We start from the raw sequence: 16,612 nt of genomic DNA on the forward strand, positions 1-16,612 counted from the left end.
AGTACGGAGCGTGATGAGGCCGGACGCGGAGTCACCACCGAGGCTCTCGGTGGTGATCCCCATGTACAACGAGGAAGAGGTGCTGCCTCTCCTCGTCCAGCGGCTCCGGCCCGTCCTGGACGGCTTGGGCCGCACCTATGAGGTCGTCGCCGTCGACGACGGCAGCCGCGACGACACCGCCGCCATCGTGCATCTGCTGCGGGCGAAGTGGCCGCAGCTGCGGCTGATCAAACTGCGCCGCAACAGCGGGCACCAGGCGGCGTTGAGCGCCGGGCTGTTCCGGTCGCGGGGCGACTACGTGGTCAGCCTGGACGCCGACCTCCAGGATCCGCCGGAGGCGATCGCGGAGATGCTCCAGGCGGCCGAGGACGGCGAGCTGGACATCGTCTACGGCGTACGCGCCGACCGCAGCACCGACACCTCGTTCAAGCGGGTCACGGCCGGCTGGTACTACAAGCTCATGCGGCGCATCGTCGGCAAGAAGATGCCGGACGGCGCGGGTGACTTCCGGCTGCTCAGCCGGGCCATGGTGGAGGCCTTGCGCGGGCTGCCCGAACGGGCGCCAGTCTACCGGCTGCTGGTGCCGTGGCTCGGTTTCCCGAGCGGTCAGGTCGCCTACACACGGGAGAAGCGGGCCGCCGGGGTCAGCAAATATCCCCTGACTCGGATGATCAAGCTGACCGTCGACAGCATTGTGAGCTTCACCGCTGCCCCGCTGCGCGTCGCCACCTGGCTCGGCGGTTTCGGCGTACTACTGGGACTGGCCCTGGTGGTGAAGACGCTGTGGGCGTACTTCGCCGGGGCCACCGTGCCCGGCTGGACGTCGATGTTCCTGGTCGTCATCTTCTTCGGCGCGTGCCAGCTGCTCTGCCTCGGGCTGCTCGGGGAGTACGTCGGGCGGATCTACGCGGCGAGCCAGGGGCGGCCGGCGTACTACGTCGGGTACGACTCTGACGGCCACGAGGAAACGGATGGCATGATCGACACGATTCGCGCGGCCGACCCCGGCCGCGTACGCGCGACGGCGGGAGAAGGGCGTGCCTAAGAAGCAGCCAGAAGGCGGGCAGGCCCCGGTGGTCCAGCGAGTCCGCGTCCGGTACGCCAAACGCGGCCCGCTGCGGTTCACCAGCCACCGCGACTTCGCGCGGGCCATCGAACGCGCGATCCACCGGGCGAACGTGCCCATCGCGTACTCGCAGGGGTTCACCCCGCATCCCAAGATCTCCTTCGCCTCCGCCGCGCCGACCGGCGTGGCCAGCGAGGCCGAGTACCTGGAACTCGGCCTGCAGGCCCGGGTGAGCCCGGACGAGCTGCGTACCGCCCTGGACTCGGCGCTGTCGCCCGGCCTGGACGTGCTCGACGTGGTCGAGGCGGCCGCGCCGGGGAGCCTGGCCGACCGGATCGAGGCGTCGCGCTGGCGTGTCGAGTTGCCGGATGTCTCGTCGGCAGAGCTGGAGCGCGCGGTCGAGGCGTTCCGCGCCGCGCCGGAGGTGCTGGTCGAACGCCTGACCAAACAGGGCCGGCGCAGCCTGGACTGCCGGGCGGCAGTGCTGAACATCACGGTGATCTCGCCACCTGACGGGGTCCCGGACGCCCCGTATGCGATACTCGACCTTGTCGTGCGGCAGGTGACACCGACCGTGCGACCCGACGACGTCCTCTCCGGGCTGCGTGTCGTGGCGGATCTGGCCCAGCCGGTCCCGCCGCGGGCCACCCGGCTCGCGCAGGGTTCCCTGAACGCGGCCGGAGAGATCGTGGATCCGCTGGACGCGGATCGCGAGGCTTCGTCGGTCGAGCGCTAGACCCCGGAAAGGTCCGGCACCCGACAGCTGACTTAGGAAGGGCGGTTCCCCTGGGGATCGCCGTCCGAGTGACTATGGAGCAAGTCCTGCGTGGCAGCGTGCGTCGCGCCCGGGGCCTGCTAGAACTGGAGAACGTCCGGATGCTCGACAACGAGCCCGCCGAGGCTGCGGACAACGAATCCGCGGCTGAGGCCGAGAACACCGCGCCACTGGCACGTCCCGAGGACGCCCCGGCCGAGGAAGCGCCGGCGCGTCGCCGGACGACTCGCCGCCGTGGCACGTCCGACACCGACGACTCGTCCGGCGAGACCGGGCGAGTGACGCGTACGCGTCGCCGGTCGGCCGCCCCCGAGCCCGAGCCGGTCCCCCTCGTCGAGGACGCCGAGCCCGGCGAGGAGGAGCTGGCCGAGGAGGCTGAGCTGGCCGAGGAGGCTGAGTCGGCCGAGGACGCTGAGTCGGCCGAGGACGCTGAGTCGGCCGAGACCGAGGCGGCCACCGCCGACGAGGAGACTCCCGCGGAAGCTGAAGCGGAAGCGGAGACCCCCGAGGCCGTCGAGGAGCCGCCGGGCCGTCGCCGCCCGGCCGCGACCGTGCTGTTCATGGCCCCCGAGCCGCAGACGCCCCCGGCCCGCCCCGCGCGGGCCGAGCGCGCTGACCGGGATGCCTGGGACCGCGACACCCGGGGCGAGAGCCGTCCGGAGCGGGACGAACCGGTCCAGGAAGCCGAAACGGAGCAGGCGCCTGCCGAGTCGGGCCGCCGTCGCCGCCGCAAGAAGGCCGCTGCGGAGCCCGTCGAGGTCGCGGAGGCCGTGGAGACCGAGACCGAAGCCGAGGCCGAGGAAGACGAGCACGGCGCCGAGGCGGAGGGGGACGCCGACAGTGAGCACCGTCGTCGTCGCCGGGGCCGCCGGGGACGTGGCCGGGGCAAGGGCACCGCGGAGGACGCCGGCGAGGAGGCCGAGGCCGCCGAGGAGCACGAGGCTGAAGAGGAAGAGGGCGAGGAGGACGAGAGCGGTGAGCCGCTGACCCGTCGCCGTCGCCGTCGCCGCCGCAAGGGCGCCGGTTCCGAGGTCGACGAGATCGACGAGGACGGCGTACCCACGATCGTCAAGATCCGGGACGGCCGTAAGCCCTCCGACGAGGTGCAGGGCGTCACCGGCTCGACCCGGCTCGAGGCCAAGCGCCAGCGCCGCCGGGACGGCCGTGAGCAGCGTCGCACCCGCCCCCCGATCCTCTCCGAGGCCGAGTTCCTGGCCCGCCGCGAGGCGGTCGACCGGGTCATGGTCGTACGCCAGAAGGGCGACCGGACGCAGATCGGCGTCCTCGAGGACGGCGTCCTCGTCGAGCACTACGTCACCCGGGCCAGCGCCGCGACCATGGTCGGCAACGTCTACCTCGGCCGGGTCCAGAACGTGCTGCCCAGCATGGAGGCGGCCTTCGTCGACCTCGGCCGGGGCCGCAACGCCGTGCTCTACGCCGGTGAGGTGAACTGGGACGCGGCCGGGCTCGAAGGCCGCTCGCGGTCCATCGAGCAGGCGCTGAAGAGCGGCGACTCGGTCCTCGTGCAGGTCACCAAGGACCCGATCGGGCACAAGGGCGCCCGGCTGTCGAGCCACGTCGCGCTGTCCGGCCGCCACCTGGTGTACGTGCCGCACGGCACCGCCTCCGGCATCAGCCGCAAGCTGTCCGACGTCGAGCGCCGCCGGTTGCGCGACATCCTCAAGAAGCTCGTCCCCGAAGGCGCCGGCGTCATCGTGCGTACGGCGGCGGAGGGCGCCTCGGAGGAGGAGCTGTCCCGCGACGTCGCCCGCTTGCAGGCGCAGTGGGAGGAGATCCAGGCCAAGGCCGGCACCGGTGGCGCGCCCGCGCTGCTCTACTCCGAGCCCGACCTGCTCGTCCGGGTCGTCCGGGACCTGTTCAACGAGGACTTCAAGGAACTGGTCATCGCCGGCTCCGACGCGTACGACACCGTCGAGGGATACCTCAAGCACGTGTCGCCCGACCTCGTCGAGCGGGTGCACCGCTACACCGGCTCGGTGGACGTCTTCGCCGCGTACCGGGTGGACGAGCAGCTCCTCAAGGGGCTGGACCGCAAGGTCTTCCTGCCGTCCGGCGGCCACCTGGTGATCGACCGGACCGAGGCGATGACGGTCATCGACGTCAACACCGGCAAGTACACCGGCGCGGGCGGCAACCTCGAGGAGACCGTCACCCGGAACAACCTCGAGGCGGCCGAGGAGATCGTGCGCCAGCTGCGGCTGCGCGACATCGGCGGCATCGTGGTCATCGACTTCATCGACATGGTGCTGGAGAGCAACCGCGAGCTGGTGCTGCGGCGGCTCACCGAGTGCCTCGGACGCGACCGCACGAAGCACCAGGTCACCGAGGTCACCTCGCTCGGCCTGGTCCAGATGACGCGTAAGCGGATCGGCGCGGGCCTGCTGGAGGCGTTCAGCGAGACCTGTGAGCACTGCAAGGGCCGCGGGGTGGTCATCCACACCGAGCCGGTCGCCGAGCGGGGCTCCGGGCGTACCGGGGACAAGGGCCACGAGAAGGCGGCGGGCGACAAGGTCAAAGAGGTCGCCGCGTCGGCGCACCGCGACGCGTCCGCCGACGACGAGGACGCCCCGGCCGAGCCGGACGATCCGTTCGCGGGTGAGGCCGAGGTCGTCGAGGACACCGAGGAGCTGAACGGCGACGAGGGCGACGGTCAGGAGGCCGACGAGCACGAGCGCGGCGGCCGGCGCCGGGGCCGGCGTGGCGGCGCCCGACGGCGTACGCGCCCCTGAGACTATGCAGCCCTGAGAAACGGCAGCCCTGAGAACATGCAGCTGACAGCGGTTGATCGATAACGATCAACCGCTGTCGCGTTTGCCGGGGTGGTCTCCGGGGAACGAAGTCCTCATGCGACACACCCCTACCGTCACGCGAATGACCTTGCTGTTCGCCGGGGTTCTCGCGGCCGCCACCGCCTGCGCCGGCACCGGTACGCCGTCGGCCGGCGGAAGCAGCACCGCGACCGCGACCACCGCCGCGACCGCGTCCCCAAGTGCCAGTGCCGCCCCGACCGACCTCGCCGGCAACACCAAGGCCGTCTGCGGGCAGATCCGTTCGGTGGCCGCCGACGGCGCCGCTCAGTTCACCCGGAAGCTCGCCGACGCCGTGGCCGCGGCCCAGAACGGCGGCGCGGCAGCGGATGCCGCGGTCGCCGACGTCAAGTCCCTGCTCGGCCAATGGGCGGCGGGACTACGCGGCCAGGCGTCGCTCGCACTCGACGCGAAACTGAAGTCGGCGCTGACGGCTGAGGCCGACGCGTTCGACCGGGCCGCCGCGCAGCTCACCAAGCCGGCCGACCTCCAGACCGCCGGATCACTGCTGACCAGCCCCGACGTCACCCAGGCCGGGCAGACCATCCAGCAGACCTGCACCGTCTACTGGACAAGCTGAGCCGAAGCTCGGTTCACCTCGGTTTGAAGCAGTTTGGGAGATCGCTTAAAGTGCGCCGCAGTGCCGCCTCCCGGGGAGGGGGCGGCGCTTGCCATTCCTCACGAGATTGAGACAGCGACATGCGACGTGCACTCGTGCTGGCCGCCCTCACCGGCGCCCTGCTCGCCTCGGCCGCCTGCGGCTCCTCCGACGACACGAACACGGGCAGCCCGTCGGCGGCCCCGACCACGGCCGCCAGTGTGGACGTGAAGGCGAACACCACCGCCGCCTGCACCGCGATCGACACCCTGTACGGCAGCCTCGACGCGACCGCGAAGGCCGACCTGGCGAAGGCCGTCGCCGCGGTCTCCTCCGGCGACGCCGCCACCGCCGCGAAGTCCTGGGCGACGGTCAAGCCGCTCCTGGCGGCCGCGGCGGCCACGATCAAGGCGGAGGCCGACAAGGCCGCCGCGCCCGAGCTGAAGGCGGCGCTGGCCGACCTGGGCGCCAAGTACGAGAAGGTCGCGAACCTCTCCTCGCCGGCCGAGATCGAGTCCGTCGCGGCCGACCTGGACACCGCGTCGAACAACGTCAAGAAGGTCTGCACCGACGCGGGCGTCACCCTCAAGAACTTCGAGTAGGGGGACGGTCGGCCTGGTCAGGCCGTCCGCTACAGTCACGACGCCGCCGGGGTCCGCCCCGGCGGCGTTTTGTCGAGTCAACCCCTCAAAGATTGCGATCCGACATGCGACGCGCACTTGCCCTGACCGCGCTGGGCGCCGCCCTGCTGACCGCGGCGGCCTGTGGTACCTCAACCGACAACGGCGCCTCCGGCAGCCCGTCGACGGCGGCCACCAGCGCCAAGCCGGACTACACGGCGAACACCAAGACGGTGTGCACCGAGCTGAAGACCAAGCTCAGCACCATGCCGTCCGACACGACCCTGCAGACCGCCGTCACCGAGGCGATCAAGGGCAAGAAGACTCAGGCCGAGATCACCGCCGCCACCATCGTCGCGGTCAAGAAGGTCCTCGTGGACTGGGTCGGCCAGGTCAAGGACGTCGCCGCGACGGCGGAGGACCCGGCGCTGAAGGCCGCCCTGCTGGCGACCGAGGCCGACATGGCGACCGCGATCAACGGTCTGACCAGCCTTGACGACATCGACAAGGAGCTGGCCGCGATCGACCAGAAGGACGGCTCGAAGACGGCCACCACGCTCTGTAAGGCCGCCGGAGTCGATCTCGACTCGTGAGCGCTGTGGCCGGAGTCACCTGCTCACAGCAGGCTGAAGCGGGTGACTCCGGCCACCGCTCGGCCCCACCGGGGCTCCCCGGTTTGGGGTCTGGGCGGCTCATGGCGTAATCTTCTCTGCGGTGCCCACTCGGGTGCCGAGTGCTGGCGTGCGCGCCAGCCGTCGGGTGCAATGTGCTGACCCGGCGGCGGCAGCGGCCGTAGGCACACTATCCGCCAGACAGCGCCGGCCGTTCAGCGATCGGCGTAGATCACTACGCAAGGGAGTCCGCGTCCCATGTACGCGATCGTCAAGACCGGCGGCAAGCAGTACAAGGTCGCCGAGGGCGACGTGATCGAGGTCGAGAAGCTGGCCGGCCAGCCCGGTGACGAGGTTGCCCTCAAGGCCGTTCTCGTCGTCGACGGCGCCGACCTCGTGACCGACGCGGCCAAGCTTGCCAAGGTTTCGGTCTCCGGTGAGGTCGTGGCCCACACCAAGGGCCCGAAGATCCGGATCCACAAGTTCAAGAACAAGACCGGCTACCACAAGCGCCAGGGTCACCGTCAGCCGCTGACCCAGGTCAAGGTAACCGGCATCTCCACCGGGAAGTAGGCGTTCCGATATGGCACACAAAAAGGGTGCGTCCAGCTCCCGTAACGGTCGTGACTCCAACGCCCAGCGCCTCGGCGTGAAGCGGTTCGGCGGTCAGGTCGTCAGCGCCGGCGAGATCCTGATCCGTCAGCGCGGCACCAAGTTCCACCCGGGTGACCTGGTCGGCCGGGGCGGCGACGACACGCTGTTCGCGCTCGCCGACGGCTCGGTGCAGTTCGGCACCAAGCGCGGCCGCAAGACCGTGTCGATCGTGCCGGCCGGAGCCTGAGGGCTTCGCAACAAGCGTCAGCTGGTGAGGCGGGTGGAGCGCGAGAAGCGCTCCACCCGCTCACTGTTTTGAGAGGATTGAACCGTGGCAACCTTTGTCGACCGAGTGGTGCTGCACCTGCAGGCCGGGGACGGCGGGCATGGCTGCGTGTCGATCCTGCGCGAGAAGTTCAAACCGTTCGGCGGGCCGGACGGCGGTAACGGCGGCCACGGCGGCAGCGTCTTCCTGACCGTCGACCAGGGTGCGCACACCCTGCTGGACTTCCACTTCAAGCCGCGGATCAAGGCCCAGAACGGCAAGGGTGGGGCCGGCGCCAACCGGGACGGCGCCAACGGCGAGGACCTGGTGCTCAAGGTCCCCAACGGCACCGTCGTGCTCAGCCCGTCCGGTGAGGTGCTGGCCGACCTGGTCGGTATCGGGACCACCTTCGAGCTGGCCCGGGGCGGCCGAGGTGGGCGGGGCAACGCCGCGCTGGCCAGCTCCCGGCGCAAGGCGCCCGGCTTCGCCGAATTCGGTGAGCCCGGCGACCGGCTCGACGCCGTCCTGGAGCTGAAGAGCGTCGCCGACGTGGGCCTCGTGGGCTTCCCGAGCGCCGGGAAGTCCTCCCTGATCGCGGTGATCTCGGCGGCCAAGCCGAAGATCGCCGACTACCCGTTCACGACGCTCGTGCCGAACCTGGGCGTCGTGCAGGCGGGGGAGCACACCTTCACCGTCGCCGACGTGCCGGGCCTGATCCCGGGCGCGGCCACGGGCAAGGGGCTCGGCCTGGAGTTCCTGCGGCACATCGAGCGTACGTCTGTGCTCGTGCACGTCGTCGACACCGCGACGCTGGAGCCCGGCCGGGACCCGCTCGCCGACATCGACGCCATCGAGGCCGAACTGTCCGCGTACGGGGGCCTGGAGGACCGGCCGCGGCTGGTCGTGCTCAACAAGATCGACGTGCCCGACGGGCGGGACCTGGCCGAGATCGTCCGGCCGGACCTGGAGGAGCGGGGCTACCACGTCTACGAGATCAGCACCGCGACCCGGGAAGGGCTCAAGGAGCTGACCTACGCGATGGCCGAACTGGTCGAGCAGTCGCGGGCGGCCAAGCCGGTGCTGGAGCCCACGCGCATCGTCATCCGGCCCAAGGCGGTCGACGACGACGGGTTCACCATCGAGCAGGACGACGAGGGCGTCTACGTGGTTCGCGGGACCAAGCCGGAGCGCTGGGTCCGCCAGACCAACTTCGACAACGACGAGGCCATCGGCTACCTGGCCGACCGGCTGGCCCGGCTGGGCGTCGAGGACGCGCTGGCGAAGGCGGGCGCGGAGCCCGGTGCGCCGGTCCGCATCGGCGAGCGCGAGTTCGACTGGCAGCCCACCGTGTACGCCGGTGCGGCGTACGTGCCGGGCAACCGGGGCACCGACATCCGGATCGACGAGGCGTTGACGACGCCGCGTACCGGCGCTTCCGAGCGGTTGGCGGCCCGCAAGGCGCGCCGGGTCCATCAGGAGGTCGAGGGCGAGTGGGCCGACGACGAGGGCGCCGGCAAGTAACGGATGAGTGATCGGGGAGTGATCACTCTCACGAACCGTTTGTGCGGAACCGGAAACAGCCCGGAAACGTGCCCTGGCTAGCGTCTCGCGAGTGTTGATCCAGAACCGCGAAGTCACTCACCCCGACGTCACCCTGCTCGTCCTCGCGGCCGAGAAGGAACTGCTCTCGCGGTACCCGGACGAGCACATCACCCCGGTCGACCCGCTGGCGCGCTTCGTGGTCGCGTACCAGATGAGCGAGCCCGTGGGCTGCGGCGCCGTGGCGACCGTGGCGCCGGGAGTCGCGGAGCTGACCCGCATGTGGGTGCGGCCCGCGAACCGCCGCGGCGGCGTGGGGCGCCGGATCCTCGCGGGCCTCGAGCGCCGTGCGCAGGCGGAGGGCCACGACACCGTGATCTTGGAGACCGGGGTACGCCAACCGGAGGCGATCGCGCTCTACGAAGCCTCCGGCTATCACCGGATTCCGCCGTTCGGGGAGTACGTCGGCAACCCGTTGTCGGTGTGCTTCGAGAAGAAGCTGGCCTGAAGATCACCCCTCGCCTTCGACCGGTCGCCGGGGCGGGCATGATGGGGGGATGGCCAGCCTGACCTACGACGAGGCGAAGACGCGCGTCGGCGTCGTTCGCGACCTGAGCTACGAGCTCGACTTCGATCTGACGAGCACCGAGTCCTTCCGCACGACCACGGTCGTCCGCTTCGGCGTCGACGAACCGGGCGCGGAGACCTTCCTCGAACTCAGGCCGACGCGGCTGATCAGCGCCACGCTCAACGGCGCTCCGCTCACGGCGTACGCGGACGGCCGGCTGCCGCTGACCGGATTGGCCGCCCGCAACGAGGTCGTCGTCCTCGCCGAGTACGCCTATTCGCACGTCGGCGAGGGGTTGCACCGGTTCGTCGACCCGGCCGACGGTGAGGCGTACGTCTACGCGCAGCCGTCGATCGCCGAGGCGCCGCGGTTCATGGCCTGCTTCGACCAGCCCGATCTGAAGGCGCCCATCACCATCCGGGCGACCGCCGATCCGTCGTGGATCGTGCGCTCGAACGCCGCGGGCGTGCAGACCGAGCCGGGCCGCTGGGAGTTCGAGCAGACCAAGCCGGTCGGCACCTATCTGATCACCATCATCGGCGGCCCCTACGCGGAGCTCCGCGACGAGCACGACGGCATCCCGCTCGCCCTGTACGCCCGCAAGTCGTACACGGAGGCGTTGGCGGAGAACGCGCCGGAGTTGTTCGAGCTGACCAAGCAGTGCCTCGACCGCTATCACGAGCTGTTCGGCATCCGGCTGCCGTTCGGCAAGTACGAGCAGGCTTTCGTCCCGGAGTTCACCTGGGGCGCGATGGAGTTCCCCGGCCTGGTCGTGTTCCGGGACGAGTACATCTACCGCAGCGCGGTCACCGACACCGAGCGGTCCCGGCGCGCGTCGATCGTCGCCCACGAGATGGCCCACATGTGGTTCGGCGACTTGGTGACGATGCGCTGGTGGGACGACATCTGGCTGAACGAGTCGTTCGCCACCTACATGGGCTACCGGGTCACCGCCGAGGCCACGCGCTACACCGACGCCTGGGCCGACTTCGCCAGCGAGCGCAAGATCTGGGGCTACGGCGCCGATCAGCGGCCGTCCACGCACCCGGTCGCCCCGGTGTTCGTCGCCGACACCGAGTCCGCGTTCGCCAATTTCGACGGCATCTCGTACGCCAAGGGCTGCGCCGCGCTCCGCCAACTGGTGGCGTGGTTGGGCGACGACGCGTTCTTCGCCGGGCTGCGGGCGCATTTCGACAAGCACGCCTGGGGCAACGCAACCCTGGACGACCTGCTCGCGTCGCTGTCCGAGGCGTCCGGTCGCGACTTGTCCGGCTGGGCCGACAAGTGGCTGCGGTCGCCGCAGGTCAACACGTTGCGACCGGTGCTCACCGAGAACGGCTTCGCGGTGGAGCAGACCGCGCCGGCGGCGTACCCGACACTTCGGCCGCATCGCATCGGCATCAGCTGGACCGAACCGGCCACCGGCGTACGGAAGCGGATCGAGACCGATGTGGACGGTCCGGTGACCGAGGTCGCCGCGTTGCACGGTGTGACGATGGAAGACGTGCTGCTCAACGACGGTGACCTCACCTTCGCGAAGGTTCGGTTCGCCCGGGGCGCCGACCTCGCCCGCCTGCTCGGACAGCTGACGTCCCCGTTGGACCGGGCGGTCGTGTGGGGCGCGATCTGGGACGCCGTACGCGACGGCGAAGTCCCCGCGATGGACTTCCTCGACCTGATCCGCAGCTCGCTGGCGGCCGAGACGCACGTCGGCGTGGCCGAGCACATCCTCGGCTTCGCCCGGGGCATCGCGATCAGCCGGTTCCTCCCGGTCGGCCAGCGGGCGGCGGGGCAGGCGGCGGTGAACGACGCGTGCGAGGCGATCCTGGCGCAAGCCGCGCCGGGCGGCAGCTTGCAGCTGGCGGCGTTCCGCACCCTGATCAGCGGTACGCCCGCCGGACCCGTCCGTGCCTGGCTCGCCGGCCGAGACCTGCCCGAGGGCCTGGCCGTCGACGACGAGGTGCGCTGGTCGATGCTGCTGCGGCTGGCGGTCCTCGGCGATCTGACCGAGGCTGAGCTGGACGCCGAGCAGTCCCGCGACGGGACCGCGCGGGGCGCGGTCGAAGCGGCTCGTTGCCGGGCCGCCCGGCCCGACGCGGCGGCCAAGGCGACCGCGTTCGAGCAGATCGTCCGCGACCGCGAACTGTCGAACCGGATGCTGGAGGCGATCGGCCAGGGCTTCTGGCGCGCCGAGCACTGGGAGCTGACCGACGAGTACGTCGAGCGGTACTTCACCGAGCTGCCCGCGTCGCAGGAGTGGCGGTCCGGCTACCTGCTGGCGACCCTCGGCGGGGCCGCCTACCCGGTGACCGCGGCGTACGCCTCCACTGTGGAGCAAGCCGAGCGCATGCTCGCCCAGCCCGGCCTGAACACGCAGTTCGCGCGGGCGATCGCGGACTCCACCGACGACCTGCGCCGGGCGGTACGCCAACGGAACCTGCGATGAGCCGGCGTCGTATCGGCATCATGGGCGGGACGTTCGATCCCATCCACAACGGCCACCTCGTCGCCGCGAGCGAGGTGGCCGACCGGTTCGACCTGGACGAGGTCGTCTTCGTGCCGACCGGGAAACCCTGGCAGAAGCCGGACAGCAAGGTCTCCGCGGCCGAGCACCGCTACCTCATGACGGTCATCGCGACCGCGTCGAACCCGCAGTTCACGGTCAGCCGGGTCGACCTCGATCGGGAGGGGCCGACCTACACCGTCGACACGCTGCGCGAACTCCGCGAGGTGTACGGCGCGCAGGCCGAGCTGTTCTTCATCACCGGGGCGGACGCGCTGGCGAAGATCCTCTCGTGGAAGGACGCCGATCAGCTCTTCGAGCTGGCTCACTTCGTCGGCGTCACCCGGCCGGGTTTCACCCTCAGCGACTCGCACCTGCCGTCGGAGGCGGTCACCCTCGTCCAGGTGCCCGCGCTGGCGATCTCGTCGAGCGACTGCCGCGCGCGGGTGGCCGCCGGGCAGCCGGTCTGGTATCTCGTGCCCGACGGTGTCGTGCAATACATCGCAAAACATCATTTGTACCGTTAAAAAGGACTCTATCCCCGCGCAGCCGGAGGGCGATAAGCGTCATATCTCGCGGGTGCGAAGGCCACCACCTGTGAGATCCTGGACGTCAGGGAAACGTCCCCGACGGAAGGAACCAGGTGCCAGCATCCGAGCGTGCTGTCGAGATGGCGCTGACCGCGGCTCAGGCCGCGGCGGACAAGAAGGCCGAAGACATCGTCCTGCTCGACGTGGCTGACCAGCTGATCATCACCGACGCCTTCGTTCTGGCGTCCGCGCCGAACGAGCGGCAGGTGCTCGCCATCGTCGACGCGATCGAGGAGAAGCTGCTGGAGCTGCCGGAGAAGGCCAAGCCGGTCCGGCGTGAAGGTGAGCGGTCGGGCCGCTGGGTGCTGCTCGACTACGTCGACATCGTGGTGCACATCCAGCACTCCGAGGAGCGTGAGTTCTACGCGCTCGACCGGTTGTGGAAGGACTGCCCACGGATCGAGTTCGTCGATCGGGACCTGGCCGACAGCCCGTCATGACCAGCGCGGAGGGCCTGACGCCCGGCACCCGGATCATCCTCTGGCGGCACGGCAACACCGACTGGAACGCCGAGCACCGCGTGCAGGGCCAGACTGATGTGCCCCTCAACGACCTCGGCCGGGAGCAGGCGGCTCAGGCGGCGGCCCGGTTGGCCCCGTTGAAGCCGGATCTGCTCATCAGCAGCGACCTCCAGCGCGCCGCGCGTACGGCGGACGCGTTGGCCGAGCTGATCGAGATGCGGCCGGAACGGGACGCCCGCTTGCGGGAGCGTGGGTTCGGCTTGTGGGAGACGTTGCTGACGCCGGAGATCAAGGTGCGCTTCCCGGAGTCCCGGGCGCGGTGGGAGGCGGCCGACCCCGATCCGGGCGACGGCATCGAGCCCCTGTCCGACCTGGCCAAGCGGGTCGGCGAGGTGATCCGGGAGACGGCGGAACGCGTACCGGGCGGGTTGGCGGTGCTGACCACGCACGGCGGTTCGATCAAGTACGGCGTCGCCGCGTTCCTCGGATTGCCGGAGGAGTTCCTGCCCACCCTCGGCTCGATCGGCAACTGTCACTGGGTGGAGCTGCGAGTCGAGTCCAAGGGCCGCTGGCGGCTTCAGGCGTACAACGTGAACTGAGGGTGACCGGACTCCCCCCGTGAGAGTCCGGCCACCCGCGGGTCACGCGAGGCGCAGAGCTGCCGCCGCCGCGTGACCGTTGGCCCGGCTGGCCCCGAAGGTGTTCATGAACGCCTTCGCGCCCGCCGGCCGCCACTCCGCCGGCCAGCCCATCTCCACGACCACCGTGGGATGCGCGGCCGCGAGCGCCTCGGTGAGGCGGCGAGCCGGCTCGGTGCGGTGGATGTGCCGGCCCACGATCACGATCGGGCGGTCGCCCGCCTTCGCGATGAGCGCACCGGTCGAGGTCTCCGCCGCGTCCGTGGTGAGCTGTTCGGTCCCGCCCAGGTGCTGGGCCAGGCCCCACGGCACCGGCCCCTCGGCGATGCTGTAGCCCGCGACGAGCTGCACGACCAGCGGATTCTCGACACCGTCGACCGAACCCTCGACGCGGATCGCCCGCGCGGCGGCCGCGTAGCCCAGGTCCGGCTCGATCTCGGTCGGGAACGCGCCCTGCGTCCACGCCGCGAGCTGCGAGTTCCGCTCGGCGGCCTCGGTCAGGCGAGCCAGGGGCAGCTCGCCGCGCTCGACCGCCGCCGCGATCTCCGCGACGACCCGCTCGATCAGGTCCAGGTCCACGTCCGCGCCGATGCACAGCAGGTCGCTGCCCGCGTTCAGGGACAGCACCGCGGCCCGCTCGATGCCGCCCGCGGCCTGCGCCGCCCCGGCCATCTCCAGCGCGTCGGTCACGATCACGCCGGTGAAACCGAATTCCGCCCGCAGGAGGTCGTGCAGCACGCGCCGGCTGAAGGTCGCGGGCAGATCGCCCGTCAGCACTGGTACGCGAATGTGCGCGGTCATGATCGACTTGACCCCGGCAGCGACCGCCGTCGCGAACGGCGGCAGTTCCCGTTCCCGCAGCACCTGCTCGCTGACGTCGACGGTCGGCAGCCCGAGGTGGGAGTCGCTGACCGTCGCGCCGTGCCCGGGGAAGTGCTTGGCACAGGCGGCGACGCCGGTCGACTGAAGGCCGACGACGGCCGCGGCGGTGTGCGCGGCGACCTGCGTGGTGGCGGCGCCGAACGAGCGCGTGCCGATGACCGGGTTGTCGGTGGCGACGTTGACGTCGACGGTGGGCGCCAGGTTGAGGTTCACGCCGGCGGCCCGCAGATCCTGGCCGATCGCCTGGTAGATGCGGCTGGTGAGGCTGTAGTCGCCGATGAATCCCAGCGCCGCGTTGCCCGGGTACGGGCTGCCGCTGCGGTGGTAGAGCCGGGTGACGTCGCCACCCTCCTCGTCGAGGCTGATCAGAACGTCGGGGCGGGCCGCCCGCAGCTGTGAGGTGAGTCGGGCCAGCTGTTCGGGGGATTCGATGTTGTACCCGAACAGGCAGAATCCGGCCAGCCCTTCGGATACCAGGTCGACGGCCCATCGGGGGGCGGTGAGGGCTTCGGCGTCGAGCCGTCCGGCGCCGATGCCCACGCCCGATTCGGTCCGTCCACCGAAGGAGGGGAGCAGGGTCTGCAGGATGAGGCGCAGCAGCCCGGGGTCGATCGTCATCTCGTGTCCCACTGTTCGTCGTGTTCCGGGGTGGACCTCCGCCGGTGCGGCGGGGCCGTGTCGCTTGAGCGGGGGGACGTCCACACCTACTGAGACGTCGTACCCTAGCCGTTAGTGGTAAAGCATTGCCAATCTAATAAGAAACTTTACTAAACGCCAGAGGCTGCCGCCATGTCATCTGCTCGTCTCCCGGGAACCCCCCGTCTCCTGCGCGCTCTCAATGACCGAGCCGCACTCGAACTCTTGCTGGAGCATGGTCCCCTCACGCGTACCCAGCTCGGCGAACGCACCGGCCTGTCCAAGGTCACCGCATCCCAGCTGGTCGAACGCCTGGAGGAGCGCGGCCTGGTCCGGCGCGTCGGCGAGCAGGCCGGTGGGCGGGGACCGAATGCCCAGCTCTACGCGGTGACACCGTCCAGTGCCTACGTCGTCGGCGTGGATGTCGGCCCGGATCACGTGGTCGCGGCCTGCGCCGACATCACAGGTTCGATAGTAGGCCGTGTCGAGCACTCCACTCGGGACACCGACGACCCCGTGGGCCTCGTGCACTCGGCCGTGCTGGAGGCGGCCGACCTCGGCGGGGCGGCGCTGAGCGACATCCGCCGGATCGTCCTCGGCACCCCCGGTCTGGTCGACCCGGCGACCGGCGACATCGCCTTCGCCTGGGACCTGCCGCGCTGGCATCGCGGCCTGCTCGCCAACCTGCGCGAGGACCTGATCCCCGACGTGTTCTTCGAGAACGACGTGAACCTGGCCGCCGTCACCGAGGCGCACGAAGGCGCCGCGCGCGGCGTCGGCGATTTCCTCCTCGTCTGGATCGACCGCGGCGTCGGCCTCGCCGTCATGCTCGGCGGGCGGCTGCATCGCGGTGCGACCGGTGCGGCGGGCGAGATCGGCTGGCTGCCCGTCCCCGGCGCGGACCTGCCCCGGGACGTCAGCAAGCGGGGGGCCAAGGGCGCGTTCCAGGCCATCGCCGGGGCCGACGCGGTGCTCGCCGTCGCCCGCGAGAACGGCTTCAAGGGGCGTACGGCGGGCGAAGCGGTGCGGGCCGCCATCGCCGCCGGCACCAAGGGCGGTCCCGTCCTCGACGAGCTGGCCCGGCGGCTGGCGCTCGGCGTCGCCTCCATCGGCGTCGTCCTCGACCCGTCGCTCGTCGTGCTCGCCGGCGAGGTCGGCCAGGCCGGCGGCACCCCGCTCGCCGACCGGGTGCAGCACGAGGTCGCCGCGATCTCGGTGGTCTCGCCGCGCGTCGTCGTCTCCGAGGTCGGCGCCGAGCCGGTGCTGCGTGGGGCGCTGCTGACCGGCCTCGACGCCGTACGCGACCAGGTCTTCGGCTCCACCACCAACTAACCCCGCCCCCTCCCTTTCCCCGTTGATCATGGAGTTTGCACCCTCGACACACCGTCGAGACCGCAGTTAACTCCATGATCAACGGGGAGGGGTGGGGGGAGGGGGC

Annotated in this window: 15 protein-coding genes and 1 pseudogene; 15 read left to right on the forward strand and 1 reads right to left on the reverse strand. The window is 70.8% G+C overall.

What is annotated here, in order from left to right; translation table 11 throughout:
- Positions 1-13 precede the first annotated feature (13 nt).
- From AB0M47_RS25745 to AB0M47_RS25810, 14 genes and pseudogenes are all read left to right on the forward strand, one after another.
- Entirely contained in the window at positions 14-1,045 is a 1,032-nt protein-coding gene (locus tag AB0M47_RS25745; RefSeq protein ID WP_363418482.1) for a glycosyltransferase family 2 protein, read from the forward strand.
- A 28-nt stretch (positions 1,046-1,073) separates the two neighbouring features.
- A complete protein-coding gene (locus AB0M47_RS25750) occupies positions 1,074-1,802 on the forward strand; it encodes a TIGR03936 family radical SAM-associated protein (RefSeq protein WP_363418484.1) in 729 nt (242 codons plus the stop codon).
- 314 nt (positions 1,803-2,116) lie between these two features.
- A pseudogene (locus AB0M47_RS25755) lies at positions 2,117-4,591 on the forward strand (Rne/Rng family ribonuclease); the annotation flags it as partial.
- Positions 4,592-4,733: 142 nt separating this feature from the next.
- On the forward strand, positions 4,734-5,249 hold the full coding sequence (locus AB0M47_RS25760; protein ID WP_363418462.1) for a hypothetical protein: 516 nt from the start codon (positions 4,734-4,736) through the stop codon (positions 5,247-5,249).
- 119 nt (positions 5,250-5,368) lie between these two features.
- Positions 5,369-5,869, forward strand: a complete 501-nt coding sequence (locus tag AB0M47_RS25765) for a hypothetical protein (RefSeq protein ID WP_363418464.1) — start codon at positions 5,369-5,371, stop codon at positions 5,867-5,869.
- Positions 5,870-5,973: 104 nt separating this feature from the next.
- Positions 5,974-6,480, forward strand: coding sequence for a hypothetical protein (locus AB0M47_RS25770; RefSeq protein ID WP_363418466.1), 507 nt, complete (start codon positions 5,974-5,976; stop codon positions 6,478-6,480).
- Between the two features lie 276 nt (positions 6,481-6,756).
- The gene (rplU, locus tag AB0M47_RS25775; protein ID WP_253761083.1) at positions 6,757-7,071 is read left to right on the forward strand and encodes a 50S ribosomal protein L21; all 315 of its coding nucleotides are present in this window, start codon (positions 6,757-6,759) and stop codon (positions 7,069-7,071) included.
- A 10-nt stretch (positions 7,072-7,081) separates the two neighbouring features.
- Positions 7,082-7,339, forward strand: a complete 258-nt coding sequence (gene rpmA, locus AB0M47_RS25780) for a 50S ribosomal protein L27 (RefSeq protein ID WP_253761084.1) — start codon at positions 7,082-7,084, stop codon at positions 7,337-7,339.
- 84 nt (positions 7,340-7,423) lie between these two features.
- Positions 7,424-8,878, forward strand: coding sequence for a GTPase ObgE (gene obgE / locus AB0M47_RS25785; protein ID WP_363418469.1), 1,455 nt, complete (start codon positions 7,424-7,426; stop codon positions 8,876-8,878).
- Between the two features lie 91 nt (positions 8,879-8,969).
- Positions 8,970-9,404, forward strand: a complete 435-nt coding sequence (locus AB0M47_RS25790; RefSeq protein WP_363418471.1) for a GNAT family N-acetyltransferase — start codon at positions 8,970-8,972, stop codon at positions 9,402-9,404.
- Positions 9,405-9,453: 49 nt separating this feature from the next.
- Positions 9,454-11,910 (forward strand): aminopeptidase N, encoded by a 2,457-nt coding sequence (gene pepN / locus AB0M47_RS25795; protein WP_363418473.1) that lies wholly within the window; start codon positions 9,454-9,456, stop codon positions 11,908-11,910.
- Positions 11,907-12,494: a nicotinate-nucleotide adenylyltransferase gene (gene nadD / locus AB0M47_RS25800; protein ID WP_253761088.1), complete on the forward strand. Its 588-nt coding sequence runs from the start codon at positions 11,907-11,909 to the stop codon at positions 12,492-12,494. The genes pepN and nadD overlap by 4 nt, the downstream gene beginning before the upstream one ends.
- A gap of 116 nt (positions 12,495-12,610) precedes the next feature.
- Positions 12,611-12,997 (forward strand): ribosome silencing factor, encoded by a 387-nt coding sequence (gene rsfS / locus AB0M47_RS25805; RefSeq protein WP_363418475.1) that lies wholly within the window; start codon positions 12,611-12,613, stop codon positions 12,995-12,997.
- The gene (locus AB0M47_RS25810; RefSeq protein WP_253761090.1) at positions 12,994-13,617 is read left to right on the forward strand and encodes a histidine phosphatase family protein; all 624 of its coding nucleotides are present in this window, start codon (positions 12,994-12,996) and stop codon (positions 13,615-13,617) included. Before rsfS ends, AB0M47_RS25810 begins: the two co-directional genes overlap by 4 nt.
- Positions 13,618-13,659: 42 nt before the next feature.
- Here the strand turns inward: AB0M47_RS25810 and AB0M47_RS25815 are convergent, their stop codons facing one another.
- Complete coding sequence (locus AB0M47_RS25815; protein ID WP_363418478.1) at positions 13,660-15,156, reverse strand: glycoside hydrolase family 3 N-terminal domain-containing protein; 1,497 nt, start codon at positions 15,154-15,156, stop codon at positions 13,660-13,662.
- Positions 15,157-15,327: 171 nt separating this feature from the next.
- Between AB0M47_RS25815 and AB0M47_RS25820 the strand changes: the two genes are divergently transcribed.
- Positions 15,328-16,506: an ROK family transcriptional regulator gene (locus AB0M47_RS25820; RefSeq protein ID WP_363418480.1), complete on the forward strand. Its 1,179-nt coding sequence runs from the start codon at positions 15,328-15,330 to the stop codon at positions 16,504-16,506.
- Positions 16,507-16,612: the final 106 nt, after the last annotated feature.

The organism is Hamadaea sp. NPDC051192 (genome assembly GCF_040682475.1).
GTDB classification, from domain to species: domain Bacteria; phylum Actinomycetota; class Actinomycetes; order Mycobacteriales; family Micromonosporaceae; genus Hamadaea; species Hamadaea flava.